This window comes from Streptomyces sp. NPDC000404, assembly GCF_040300365.1.
Classification (GTDB): domain Bacteria; phylum Actinomycetota; class Actinomycetes; order Streptomycetales; family Streptomycetaceae; genus Streptomyces; species Streptomyces ramulosus.
In genome coordinates, this window is record NZ_JBEPDN010000015.1 from 93,929 (window position 1) to 105,765 (window position 11,837).

Below are 11,837 nucleotides of genomic sequence, written 5' to 3' on the forward strand. Positions count from 1 at the left end.
GCCGCCGGGCGCGGCCCGAGCCGGAGCAGCGTAGTGCGGGCGGGCCCGTTGGGCACCCGGTCCGGTCCCGCTGCCGTACGGCCGTGGGCGCCCGGCGTCCGCTCAGCCGCCGAGGAGGCGCAGTGTGCGGTAGCCCAGCCAGGCCAGCAGGCCGAGGACCGTCGCCAGGGCGGCGCCCCGTCCCAGCGATGCCTGGGTGGCGAGCGTGGCGCGCCAGGTCAGCCGCCGGGCGCGGACGCCGGTGGTCGCCAGGGCGGTCTGCAGGGTGCGGGCCAGGTGGTGGGTGGGGGTGAGCGCGACCGCCGTGCCCCGCAGGGCGCGGGAGGCGCGGAGCGCACGGCGCAGGAGACCGCCGCGCCGGTGCCGGGGATCGGAGTTCGGGCCCACCGGGTGCACCTGTGGCGTCCAGTCGTGACGGAAGACGACGACGGCGGAGGTCCAGGGGTCGTCCGGGACCACCGCGTCCAGCCCGGACGGGACGGGCAGGTGCGCATCGAGGCGTGCGGCCGTGTCCGGGTGGTGTCCGGATGCCAGCAGGACCAGCTTTCCCGCGGGTTGGGTGGCCCGGGCCTGTTCGACCTCCCACCAGAGTCCGTCGCCCGTCCCCAGTCGCAACACGATGAGCCGGGACAGCTCCATCAGCCGCAGGATCGCGGGCCGCCAGTCGTCGAGCGGCAGGTAGAACCGCGCGGCGCCCAGGCGCGGCAGCGGCTCCCCGGGCCTGCCGACCGTGATGACCGGGCCGACGGCGCCCAGCACCCCCGCGAGCTGCTCCTCCCGTGAGTGCAGATTGACGAACGTCCCGTCGTCGACCTCGGCCGCATCGGCGTCATCGGCGAAGCTGCGCAGATAGAGCACGGGACGGCGGCCGTCGGCACGCAGCGCCTGCGCCGCGCCGCGCACCGCGCGCGGCCGCGCATGACGCAGGATCAGCACCCCCGAGCCCAGCGCGGCCAGCCCCGCGCAGAGCAGCAACACCTCTGTCTCCAGCGGCATTTTCCAGCCCTGCTGCTGCGCCGTCTGCACGGCCAGCGCGCCCACCGCGAACAGCGTGTACCCGGCGCCGCAGGCCACCAGGTACACCGGCCGCCGCCACCACGGCTGACGCGGTACGAACCGGCTGACCACCTCGACGACCTCCGCCGCGGCCGCCCGCCGCCGGCGCCGCAGCCACAGCGCCGGTACGGACAGCACCGCGGCGGGCGCCGCCCAGCACAGCGTGGCGGTGGCCGACGCGGCGGCCTCCCGGGCGAGCCCCGCCCGCTCCCGCCGGACCTCCGCCGCCAGCCCGGCGACCCGTGCCCGCGCCTCGTCGACCCGGCCCGCCCCGGCGGCGCCGGCCGCGGCCGCCACCAGGGACCGGCTCCGCCCGGCTGCCGGGGCGTGGTCCCGGAACCAGGCGGCGCCGGTCCGGATCCCGGCGGGCGGCGCGGCCCCGCCGGCACGGTCCAGTGCGGCGGTGAACGCGGCGGCCCGCGCCGGGGCGTCCCGGAAGCGATCCCGCTCCCGCAGGTCCGCGGCCGCGCCGAGCGCCAGGTGCAGCGCGACGTAACCGGCGACGACCGCGCCCGCCATGAACAGCCGGGCCCCTATCCGCAACCGCGAAGACACCTCGGTACGCCCCCTTCGGCCCGCCGCGCCGCCTCCGGCCCGGTGGCCGACGCGTGCGGCGTACGTACCTTCCCCCGCCCGAGGGCTCGGAACCGCGGTGGGACCCGAGGGCTCGGAACCGCGGTGGGAGGAGCGGACGTCAGGGCAGGGTGAACTTCTGGGTGGCGGCGCCGCTGCAGTCGTGGATGCGGAGCGGGACGCCGTCGCGGAGCGGACCGGCGGGCTCCAGGCAGCGGGACGAGGCCGGGTTGAGCAGGGAGCCGTCGCCTTGCTGCTCCCACTTCTGCCCGTCGGCGCCGGTGCAGTCCTGCAGCTCGACGGCGGCGTTCTGGGCGGTGCTGCCGCCCACCGGGCCCAGGCAGCGCCGCAGCGTCTCCAGCGCACCGCCGGAGCGGTGGACCCACCGCTGGCCGGCGGCCGAGGAGCGGCACCGCCACAGGTCCACGGGTGCGGCGTCGTCCCCGCCGTGGACGCCCAGGCAGGTGTCGCCGGGCCCGGCGACCGGCCCGGGCGAGCCGGCCGGGGCGAGCGCGGACGCGGAGACGGCGGGCGGCGGTTCGGGCGCGGCGTCGTCCTCGCTCCCTCCGGGGTGGGTGAGCAGGAACGCGCCGACGGTCAGGACGACGGTGAGGGAGGAGACCCCGGCGAGGACGACGGGCAGCCGGTTCGTCTGCCGCCCGGCCGCGCCGTCGGGGAAGTGCGGCGCCTCCGGCGGGCGGACGGCGGTGGCGGGCGCCGGTGCCGTGGCCGTGACGGCGACCGTGCCGTCGGGCCGGGGCCGCACCTCGCGCACCGTCCCCGTCGCACCGGCCACGGCGGCGGTCCCCGGCGCGTTGGCCGCGCCCGCCCCGCGCCCCGCCGGCCGCCGGCCGCTGAGCAGCGCCATCGCCTGCTCCACACCGGGGCGTTGGGCCGGGTCCTTCGCCGTCAGGGCGGTGATCAGCTCCCGCAGTCCGCCGGTGGCCCGGGTCATCTCGGGGAGCGGGGCGAGCAGGACGGCGGACAGGGTGTCGCTCCGGGACTCGCGGCGGAACGGCGCCACGCCCTCCACCGCGTGGAACAAGGTCACCCCGAGGGAGAACAGATCCGAGGCCACCCCGCCCGCCCGGCCGTCCGCGCGCTCCGGCGAGGTGTACTCGAACGAGCCGACGAAGGCACCGGGCGCCGTGATCGTCTCGTCCCCGAGCACCCGCGCGATGCCGAAGTCCGCGAGCAGGACCCGCCCGTCGTCGGCCAGCAGCACATTGCCCGGCTTGATGTCGCGGTGCACGACGGCCGCGTCGTCCGCCGCGCGCAGGGCCGACAGCAGCGCCGCGGCGACATGCGTCACATGGCCGGGATCCAGCGGCCCGTGCGCCAACTCCTCCCGCAGCGAACGGCCCTGGACCAGCTGCATCACCGTCCACGGCACGCCGTCCTCGATCACCACGTCGTAGACGGTGACGACGTTGGGGTGGTCGGCGAGGGCGGCGGCGTTGCGGCCCTCGCGCTGCGCGCGGGCCAGCACCTCCTGCCGCTCCGCGGCGGAGGAAGCCGGCAGCCGGACCTCCTTGACGGCCACCGGGCGGCCCAGCAGCTCGTCGTGGCCCTCCCAGACCCGCCCCATGCCGCCGGCCCCGGCCTCGGCCACCAGGCGGTACCGCCCCCCGACCAGCCGCCCCGGCGCGCCCTCCTGCGTCACAGCCCTCGCCCCTCGTAGCCGACGCCGCACGTGCCTGTCGTCGCCGACGTCGTAAGAACTTGTCGTAAGAACGATGACGATACCGACCGCGCGGGATGCCGGGGGCGACGGCGACGCGTTCCCGTGCCCTCGGCGCTCCGCAGGGTGCGTCGTCAGGAATCAGCCGCTGCGCCGGACCGCTCTCACGGTGGCCGGATCGCTCTCGCGGGAAGGCGCATGATTCATCGACGGCACATGGCGTGCGACACGCTCTTCCACATGTCTGAGTCATGGGGAGGGCTCGGTGGCCAAGCAGACGGTCCCGGTGATCCGCGGCGGTCCCGTGGTGGCGACCCTTGCGACCGGCACGGTCCTCAACCCGCTGGACGCCACGATGGTCGCGGTGGCACTGAACCGGATCCAGGCCCATTTCGGGGTGTCCGTCGCAGCGGTGTCCCTGCTGGCGAGCGGCTTCTTCGTGGCGGGTGCGGTCGGGCAGGCGTTGATGGGGGAGCTCGCCGACCGCTTCGGGCCGCGCCGGGTGTTCCGCGCGGGTCTGCTCGTCGTGGCGGTCAGTTGTGCGTGCGCCCCGTTCGCGCCGGCGTCGGGGTGGCTGGTGGGGCTGCGGGTCGTGCAGGCCCTGGGGACCTCGGTGGCGTTCCCCGCCGCCATGGCGACCATCCGGCGGCAGCTGCCCCGGTCGTCCGGGAAGGCGATGGGGGTGATCACGACCGTCAACACGCTGTCGGCCGCGGTCGGGCCGCTCGCCGGGGGGCTGCTCGTGTCATGGGCGGGCTGGCAGGCGGTGTTCGTGGCCAACGTGCCGGTGGCGCTGATTGCCGTGCTGCTGGCCGGCAGGTTGCTGCCCGCCGACCCGCCACGTGCCACGGACGCACCCCGCATGGACCTGCTCGGCGCCGGGCTCCACACCGCGGCCCTGGTGGCGTTGCTGGTGTTCCTGCTGGATCCCGGCTCCCCGGCGTCGTGGGTGGCGATCGCGGCGGCGGTGCCCTTCACCGTGGCTTTCCTGCTGTGGGAGCGGCGGGCCCCGAAGCCGTTCCTGGACGTGACGCTGATCGCTCGCCGACCGGTGCTGCTCGGGGTGTTCGCGCAGTACGCGCTGGCCAACATCGCCTACTACGGAATGCTGTACGCGGTGCCGACATGGTTGCAGGCCGACCGCGGCACCGATCCCACCACGGCCGGGCTGGTGCTGGTGCCGGTGGCGGTGTGCAGCGCGGCGGTGACCCCGCCGGCGGCACGGTGGATCCAGCGCCGGGGAGCCGGCCCCGCGCTGCTGGCGGCCTCGGCCGTGCTCGTCGCCGGTGGCGGCCTCATGCTGACCGTGGACCACACGACCCCGTTGGCGTTGATCACCGTGGTCTGCGTGCTGGTCGGCATGGTCAACAATCCCCACACCCTGGGCCTGCAGGCCGTGCTGTACGCGCACACGCCGACGGAACAGACCGGTGCGGTCAGCGGGTTCTTCCAGGGCTTCCGCTACATCGGCTCCATCCTGTCGACCGCGCTGCTGGGTCCGGCGCTCGGGAGCCAGGCCCACGCCGGCGGCCTGCATCTGGTGGCCGGTGCGGTGCTGGGAGTGGGCGCGCTGGTCACCGTGGTGAACCTGACGCGGGCCCGGTGACACGGCCTCGGTGCCGTGCGGTCCGGCCCCGCCCGGTGTCCCGTTCCCCGGCTCAGCCCGTTCCGCCACCCCCGGCCGGCAGGTGAACGGTCATGATCAGGTGGCAGGTTCCGGTGCCGGCGCCGCGGTAGGCGTGCGGGGTGTCGGCGTCGAAGGTGGCGGTCTCGCCCGCGGCGACGGCGTGCTCGGCGCCGTCGACGACCAGCACCATCCGGCCCGCGGTGACGCTGACCGTCTCGACGACCCCGGCCTGGTGCGGATGGCTCGGGTACTCCTCGCCCGGCTCCAGCTGCCAGCGCCAGACCTCGACCGGCGCCGGGGTGGAGGTGGTCAGCAGGAGCCGCGCCTCGCCGCCGTGCGGGCCGGACCACAGCCGTGCCACGGCGTCGGCGGACACCACCCGGACCCGGCCCTCGGACTCCCCCTCCAGCAGGGCGGAGACCGAGACGCCGAGGGTGTCGGCCAGCCGGACCAGGGTGGCGAAGTTCGGATTGCCCTGGGCCTTCTCCAGCCCCACCAGGGCGCCCTTGCTCACCTGCGCCCGCCGCCCCAGCTCGTCCAGGGACAGACCGGCGCGGGTGCGCGCCGCCCTGACGTTGTGCGCCAGCGTCCGCAGGGCAGCCGCCGTCTCGGCCATCCGATCACCCTTCTCCTGGCGGCCGCCGGCTCCGGCGCCCGCCGCCTGTCACGAGCGGAACGCCGCCCGCACCCCGCGGTCGGCCGGTTGACATGCCGCGGTCGTTTGGTTGTACGGTTCGGTCGTTCCACTGCAATAGTAAGGGAAGTGCCGTGATCGCTCTGCTGCTGGCCCTGGGCAGCTCCCTCGCCTACGGGTGCGCCGACTTCCTCGGCGGTCTCGGCGCCCGCAAGGCCCATGTGCTGCGCACCGTGATGATCGCGGCGCCGGCCAGCCTCACCGTCGAGCTGCTGCTGTGGCCGCTGCTCGGCGCCTCGTTCAGCCCCGGCGCCCTCGCCTGGGGCGCCGCCTCCGGTCTCGCGTCGGCCGTGGTCTTCGCGCTGCTCTACCGGACCCTGGCGATCGGCCCGATGAACGTGCTGTCGCCGGTGACCGCCCTGGTCTCCGCCGCCCTGCCGGTCGCGGTCGGCCTGCTCCAGGGCGAACGCCTGGGCCCCGCCGCGCTACTGGGACTGCCGCTCGCGCTGCTCGCGGTGGTCCTGGTCAGCGCCGGGCACGGCGCCGGATCGGCCCGCCCCTCCCGGACCGCGCTGCTGCTCGCCTTCGGCGCGGGCGGCGCCATCGCCCTCCAGCTGGTCTTCCTGCACCAGGCACCGTCCGACAGCGGCGTGGCCCCGCTGATCATCGGCCGCGCGGTCTCCTCCGCCGTCACCCTGACCGCGGCGGGCCTGCTGCGCCGCCGCCTCGGCACGGAACGGCCCGCCTACGCGATGTCGGCGGGCGCGGGCGCGCTCGACTCGCTGGCCAACCTGCTGTTCCTCCTCGCTGCCCGCAGCGGCGACCTCGCCGTCGTCGCCGTGCTCACCGCCCTCTACCCGGCCGGCACGGTCCTGCTGGCCCGCGGCGTGCTCGCCGAACGCATTCACCGCGGCCAGCTCGTCGGCCTGGGCGCCGCAGCCGTCGCCGTCGGCCTCCTCGCGCTGGCCTGACGCGCCCCCGACCGCACCGGCCCCCGTTCCACCGCCTCCGGCGCGGCCACGACCTTGATCATCCAGCACACCCCGGAAGGACCCGTCATGACCCTCGTCCGCCTCGCCCCCGCCGTCGGGGAGGCCTTCCCCGACACGTTCCTCGCCCTGGTCACCGCCGCCGGGCTGCGCGGCCGTACGCCCTGGCCCGCCACCGACGCCGCGCTGGCGGAGCTGGAGCGGCGCTGCGCCGAGGGCAGCTGGCTCCCCGCCGACGAGAGCGATCCCCGGATCGAGGCGTGGCACACCGCCTACCGCTCCTTCGGCACCAACCCGCGCCGCATCCGCCCCAGCGTCGACGCGCTCGGCCGCCGCCTCGCCAAGAAGGGCGCCCTGCCGCGCATCAACCCGGCGGTCGACACGTACAACGCCGTCTCCGTCCGGCACGGCCTGCCCGCGGGCGCCTTCGACCTGGCACAGGTCACGGGCGACATCGACATCCGGTACGCGGACGGCACCGAGAGCTTCACCCCGCTCGGCGCCCCCGGCACGGTCGAGCACCCGGGCCCCGGCGAGATCGTCTACACCGACACCACCGGAGTCCTGACCCGCCACTGGAACCACCGCGACGCCCACCGCACCCGCGTCACCGAGGACTCCGCGCACGTCGTCTTCGTCCTCGAAACCGTCCGCGGCACGCACGACGGCCACCTCGTCGAGACCGCCGCCGAGGAGCTGGCGGAGCTGCTCGCCCCGCACGCCGACCGGACCGCCGTGCACCACCTCGACCCGTCCCGGCCGCGGGCCGCCGTCCGGCTCTGACCGTTCCTCAGCGCGCGGCGGGCGCCGGGGCGCCGGCGGCGGCGCGCCGGTACGCGGTTGGGCTGGTGCCCCGGACGCGTTTGAACGCCGCGCTGAAGCCGAACGGATCGGCGTACCCCACACTGCGGGCGATGTCCGCGAGGGTCGCCGACTCCCGCTCGACCAGCAGATCCGCCGCGAGCGTCATCCGCCACCGGGTGAGATAGGTCAGCGGCGGTTCACCGACCAGCTCGGTGAACCGCTTGGCCAGCGTGGCGCGCGAGACGCCCGTCCGCCCGGCCAGCGCCCCGACCGTCCACGGCGCCGCCGGTTCGGCGTGCAGCAGGCGCAGCGCCGCACCGACCACCGGGTCCCGCTGCGTCGACCACCAGGCCGAGGGCTCACCGCCGGACCGGTCGAACCAGGCGCGCAGCGTGCACACCAGCATCCAGTCCAACAGCCGGTCCAGCACCACCTGCTGGCCCGGCGCGTCGATGCGGAGCTCGGCCGCGATGTGGTCCAGCAGGGCAAAGTCCCCGTCCTCGGCGGGCAGGCGCAGCACGGCGGGCAGCGCGTCCAGCAGCCGGCGGCTGACCTCGCCGTGCAGCGGATGGGCGCCGACGAGCAGCGTCGCCCGGCCCGCACCGGCGGCCTCGCCCGGGCCGAGCCAGCCGCGCCGGTGGCGGGTCCCGCCCAGCCCGGGCGCCGTGCACCGCTCGCCGCACGCGACCGGCTCGGCCCGGGTGCCGACCTCGTCGACGAAGGTGAACGTCCCCGGCCCGCGCACCACGGCCGTCTCCCGGGCGCGCAGCGGCTCGGGCGGCCCGTCCTCCGGCACGATCCACCCCGCCCCGTCGAGCAGGAGGCACACGGTCAGCGGGGCGCCGTCCACGAAGTGCAGCGCCCAGGGCGGGGAGAGGACCGCGCTGCCGAACAGCGAGCCGTGACCCCGTACTCCGCGGATCAGATCATCGAACACGTCCACGCCGTCGAGGCTACGGGTTCCCCTGGACGCATACGCAGGTGATCCGGCTTCTGACGCATGGGATCGTCCGGGGCGGGCCGCTTCAATCGACGTATGAACAACGCCAGTTCCCTGACCGACGAAGACCTCGAACTCCTCCGCCGCCCGCTGCACGGGATCCTGACCACGGCCGCCGGGCCCCTTCCGCCGCAGTCCCGTCCGGTGTGGTTCGAGGCCACCGCCGAAGGCACGCTCCAGCTGTTCTCCGAGGCGGGCGCCCTCAAGGTGCGGCGGCTGCGCCGGGACCCCCGAGCCTCGCTCCTCGTCGTCGCCCCGGCGCCGGAGCGCGAGCGCTGGGTCGCGGTCGCCGGGCGCACCACGATCGAGACCGAGGGCGCCCACGACCTCGCCGCCCGTCTGGCCGCCCGCTACTGGGACCTCGACGCCCCGGACCGCGCCGCCGACATCGCGGCCATGGGGGAGGCACCGGACCTGGTGCGGGTCGTGCTCCGCCCGGAGAGCGTCCGCCGCTACCGGATGTGACCCCCGCGTCCGGCCTGCCCACCACGGGGGAGCGGGCGGGCCGGACGGGGCCTCAGGCCTTTCCCGAGCCCTTGCGGAAGTCGGCGGTGAACGCCTTCTCGATGCCGCCGACGATCGCGGAATCGCTCACGATGATGCCGAGTTCGCGGTTGTGGTTCAGCGAATTGGCGGAGAAGTTCTCCGACCCGGCGAATACCTTCGCGGCGGCGGTGCCGTGGTCGACGACGATCGCCTTGGCGTGAATGTAGTAGCCGGTGGAGCTGGTGTACGTGGTGACCTTTCCGCCCGCCGCGGTGACCTTCTTCAGCTGCTTGCTGTACTTCGAGGACCGGTTCTCCGCGACGACCCGCACGGCGACACCGCGCCGGGCTTCTGCGACGAGCGCGTTGACGAGAGTGGTGTCGCCGAATTCCTCCTGCTGGACGTCCAGGCTGTGCCGGGCGCTTTTGATCAGCGCCAGCAGCCGACGCTGCGAGTCGGTCGGCGACCAGACCAGATCGGTGGCGTCGGACGGGGTGACCGGCTTCTTCGCGTAGTCGGCGGCGAAGACCTTCTCGATGGCCCGCACATCGGCCGCGTCCCGGTCGAAGACGCCGTAGTCGCGGGAGGTCGCGTAGTACTTGGAGTCGAAGTTGCCGGTGCTGATGTACGAGGTGGCGCCGTCGACGGTGATCGTCTTCTGGTGGGTGTAGACGTACGCCGGGGACGAGTACGTCACCCCGGCGCCGGCGGCGGACAGCGCCTTGTACGCGGCGCCGTCGACATCCGCGTGCTGGGCGTCGAAGACCACCCGCACCTTCACGCCCGCCTTTTCCTTCTTCACCAGATCGTTGACGAGAGTGGTGTCGCGCAGCTCGTAGATCGTCACGTCGACCGATTTCCGGGCCGAGTTGACGAAGGCGTAGAGGGCGGATTCCTTCTGGTCCGGCAGGATCACCAAGGAATGGGTGCCGGCGGCGTGGGCGGCGGGAACGAGGGAACTGACCGCGGTCATGGCACCCGCGGCGAGAGTGGTCACGAGACTACGGATGGGACTCACCGGAACTCCTCACGTGGCCGATGCGGCACGCAATGCGCGTAGCGGATCCAGTAAGGCACGGCATCCGGGTGCGCTGAAGCCCGGTTCGGTGAACAACGAGGCAGGATTGGGCAAAAGCAGACCAAGAACTTATGTGAAGTCAATTGTCCTTAAAATATGGCGCGTTGACGGTCGAATGCCGCGGTGCGGTGACGTATTTCCGTTCGAATGCCGCGGGGTTCCGGCTTTCCGGGATTTCGCTTTTCCGGCCCGGCGGCATTCCGTACGGGTGGCGCATGTGGCGCGAGGGGCGGGGGCGCCGGCCGCCCGGGCGGTGTGCGGGCGGCCGGACGCGCCGTCAGCTCAGCTGCCGGCGGGCCCGCCGGATCTCGCGGTCGACGCTCCAGGCGTCGGCGACCGGCCCGAGGTGGCCGAGCTTGTCGGGGTTGAGCACTCCGCGGACGGTCTGGATCTGCCCGTCGAGGATGTCGAGGACCAGGGTGTGGAGCACCTTGCCGTCCGCGGTGCGGAAGACCGCACCCGGGTGGCCGTTGATCTCCTGCGGGGTGAGCACCACGCCGACCTGCGTCATCCAGGGGAAGACCGAACCGAGCAGCCGGGCCACCTTCTCGGCGCCGACGACCGCCCGGGCGAACTGCGGGGCCTTGCCGCCGCCGTCGCCGACCATCGTGACATCGGCGGCGAGCAGTTGCTGCAGCCCGTCCACGTCACCCTCGTGGAGCGCCGCGAAGAACCGCGACGCCAACTCCTCCTGCTCCGCCCGGACCGCGGCGAACCGCGGCCGCCCCGCCGCCATGTGCCGCCGCGCCCGCACCAGCAGCTGACGGCAGGCCGCCGGTGACCGGTCCACCGCCGCGGCGACCTCGTCGAACCCGAAGCCGAACACCTCCCGCATCACGAACACCGCCCGCTCCAACGGGCTGAGCCGCTCCAGCAGGAGGAGCGCCGCCATCGACAGCGAATCGGCCAGCTCCGCCGAGCGCTCCGGATCCTGGTACGGATCGCTGAGCAGCGGCTCGGGGAACCACGGGCCCACGTACTCCTCCCGCCGCACCCGCGCCGACCGCAGCACGTCGATGGCGATGCGCGTCACCGCCGCCGACAGATACGCCTTGACCGACACGGGCCGCGTCGTCGCACCGTCGAAGCGCAGCCACGTCTCCTGCACCGCGTCCTCCGCCTCCCCGACGCTGCCCAGAATCCGGTACGCGAGCGAGAACAGCAGCGGCCGCAGCTCCTCGAACTCCTCGACCTTGCTCACGGTGATCCCTTCCCCTCGATTCCCCTGCGGTCCGGCGCCGTTCAGTGGAACTGGCCGGGGACGTAGTCTCCCGCCGGCTGCCGGGTGAGGACGTTCAGCCGGTTCACCATGTTCATGAAGGAGACCAGGAGCACCAGGGCGGTGAGCTGTTCCTCGTCGTGGTGGGCGGCGGCCCGCGCCCAGACCTCGTCGCTCACCCCCTGGCCCGCGTCGGCGACCCGGGTGCCCTCCTCCGCGAACTCCAGGGCGGCGCGCTCCGCCTCGGTGAAGACCGTGGCCTCCCGCCACGCCGCCACCAGATGCAGCCGCACCGCGCTCTCCCCGGCGGCGGTGGCCTCCTTGGTGTGCATGTCGATGCAGCCCGCACAGCCGTTGATCTGGCTCACCCGCAGGGCCACCAGCTCCTGCGTCACGGCCGGCAGCGGCGACTCCCGGAGCGCCTGCCCCGCGGCCATCAGGTACTTGAACGACTTGGGGGCGTCCGGGCCGGTGGTGAAGGTCAGTCGTGCGTCCATGGCGTGTTCCTCCGTGCTCGTCGGTGCGTACACACCTGGGACGAGACGGCCGGGGCGCCTGTGACATGTGCGGGTGTGACCTGCGTCTCGCGGAGGATCAGTCCGAAGGGACGGCGCGGTCCGGCCCGGCTGCCGCCGAGCGCGGCCACGGCGCCCGGCACCTTGCGCCGGGCGCGGTTCGACGCGTCCTCCT

General features: G+C 74.4%; 11 protein-coding genes. 4 read left to right on the plus strand and 7 right to left on the minus strand.

Translation table 11 applies throughout. From position 1 onward, the window contains the following. Nucleotides 1–102: 102 nt before the first annotated feature. Nucleotides 103–1,611: a transferase gene (locus ABT345_RS27055; protein WP_345087250.1), complete on the minus strand. Its 1,509-nt coding sequence runs from the start codon at nucleotides 1,609–1,611 to the stop codon at nucleotides 103–105. A gap of 139 nt (nucleotides 1,612–1,750) precedes the next feature. Continuing rightward, complete coding sequence (locus ABT345_RS27060; protein WP_345087248.1) at nucleotides 1,751–3,292, minus strand: protein kinase domain-containing protein; 1,542 nt, start codon at nucleotides 3,290–3,292, stop codon at nucleotides 1,751–1,753. Nucleotides 3,293–3,575: 283 nt separating this feature from the next. Between ABT345_RS27060 and ABT345_RS27065 the strand changes: the two genes are divergently transcribed. Then, nucleotides 3,576–4,916, plus strand: coding sequence for an MFS transporter (locus ABT345_RS27065; RefSeq protein ID WP_345087246.1), 1,341 nt, complete (start codon nucleotides 3,576–3,578; stop codon nucleotides 4,914–4,916). 52 nt (nucleotides 4,917–4,968) lie between these two features. Here the strand turns inward: ABT345_RS27065 and ABT345_RS27070 are convergent, their stop codons facing one another. Next, nucleotides 4,969–5,553: a helix-turn-helix domain-containing protein gene (locus ABT345_RS27070; protein ID WP_345087244.1), complete on the minus strand. Its 585-nt coding sequence runs from the start codon at nucleotides 5,551–5,553 to the stop codon at nucleotides 4,969–4,971. A gap of 152 nt (nucleotides 5,554–5,705) precedes the next feature. On the opposite strand from ABT345_RS27070, the gene ABT345_RS27075 reads away from it, so the two are divergent. Both ABT345_RS27075 and ABT345_RS27080 read left to right on the plus strand, forming a co-directional pair. Further along, nucleotides 5,706–6,542, plus strand: a complete 837-nt coding sequence (locus tag ABT345_RS27075; RefSeq protein ID WP_345087241.1) for an EamA family transporter — start codon at nucleotides 5,706–5,708, stop codon at nucleotides 6,540–6,542. 87 nt (nucleotides 6,543–6,629) lie between these two features. After that, nucleotides 6,630–7,343 (plus strand): B3/B4 domain-containing protein, encoded by a 714-nt coding sequence (locus ABT345_RS27080; protein ID WP_345087238.1) that lies wholly within the window; start codon nucleotides 6,630–6,632, stop codon nucleotides 7,341–7,343. Between the two features lie 7 nt (nucleotides 7,344–7,350). Here ABT345_RS27080 and ABT345_RS27085 read toward each other — a convergent pair whose 3' ends face one another. Beyond that, on the minus strand, nucleotides 7,351–8,307 hold the full coding sequence (locus ABT345_RS27085; protein WP_345087236.1) for an AraC family transcriptional regulator: 957 nt from the start codon (nucleotides 8,305–8,307) through the stop codon (nucleotides 7,351–7,353). 93 nt (nucleotides 8,308–8,400) lie between these two features. Here ABT345_RS27085 and ABT345_RS27090 point away from each other — a divergent pair, with 93 nt between their 5' ends. After that, on the plus strand, nucleotides 8,401–8,829 hold the full coding sequence (locus tag ABT345_RS27090; protein ID WP_345087234.1) for a pyridoxamine 5'-phosphate oxidase family protein: 429 nt from the start codon (nucleotides 8,401–8,403) through the stop codon (nucleotides 8,827–8,829). A gap of 52 nt (nucleotides 8,830–8,881) precedes the next feature. Here ABT345_RS27090 and ABT345_RS27095 read toward each other — a convergent pair whose 3' ends face one another. The 3 genes from ABT345_RS27095 to ABT345_RS27105 form a co-directional block, all read right to left on the minus strand. Beyond that, nucleotides 8,882–9,868 carry a phospholipase D-like domain-containing protein gene (locus tag ABT345_RS27095; RefSeq protein ID WP_345087232.1) on the minus strand — a complete coding sequence of 329 codons (987 nt, stop codon included), beginning with the start codon at nucleotides 9,866–9,868 and terminating at the stop codon, nucleotides 8,882–8,884. 337 nt (nucleotides 9,869–10,205) lie between these two features. Next, entirely contained in the window at nucleotides 10,206–11,129 is a 924-nt protein-coding gene (locus ABT345_RS27100) for an RNA polymerase sigma-70 factor (RefSeq protein ID WP_345087230.1), read from the minus strand. 41 nt (nucleotides 11,130–11,170) lie between these two features. Continuing rightward, nucleotides 11,171–11,644: a carboxymuconolactone decarboxylase family protein gene (locus ABT345_RS27105; protein WP_345087228.1), complete on the minus strand. Its 474-nt coding sequence runs from the start codon at nucleotides 11,642–11,644 to the stop codon at nucleotides 11,171–11,173. Between the last annotated feature and the right edge of the window lie 193 nt (nucleotides 11,645–11,837).

What these genes read in the sequence shown, in the direction of transcription:
- ABT345_RS27070 (WP_345087244.1), bottom strand. Translation starts at nt 5,553, where the DNA reads ATGGCCGAGACGGCGGCTGCCCTGCGGACGCTGGCGCACAACGTCAGG.
- ABT345_RS27080 (WP_345087238.1), top strand. Translation starts at nt 6,630, where the DNA reads ATGACCCTCGTCCGCCTCGCCCCCGCCGTCGGGGAGGCCTTCCCCGAC.
- ABT345_RS27090 (WP_345087234.1), top strand. Translation starts at nt 8,401, where the DNA reads ATGAACAACGCCAGTTCCCTGACCGACGAAGACCTCGAACTCCTCCGC.
- ABT345_RS27105 (WP_345087228.1), bottom strand. Translation starts at nt 11,644, where the DNA reads ATGGACGCACGACTGACCTTCACCACCGGCCCGGACGCCCCCAAGTCG.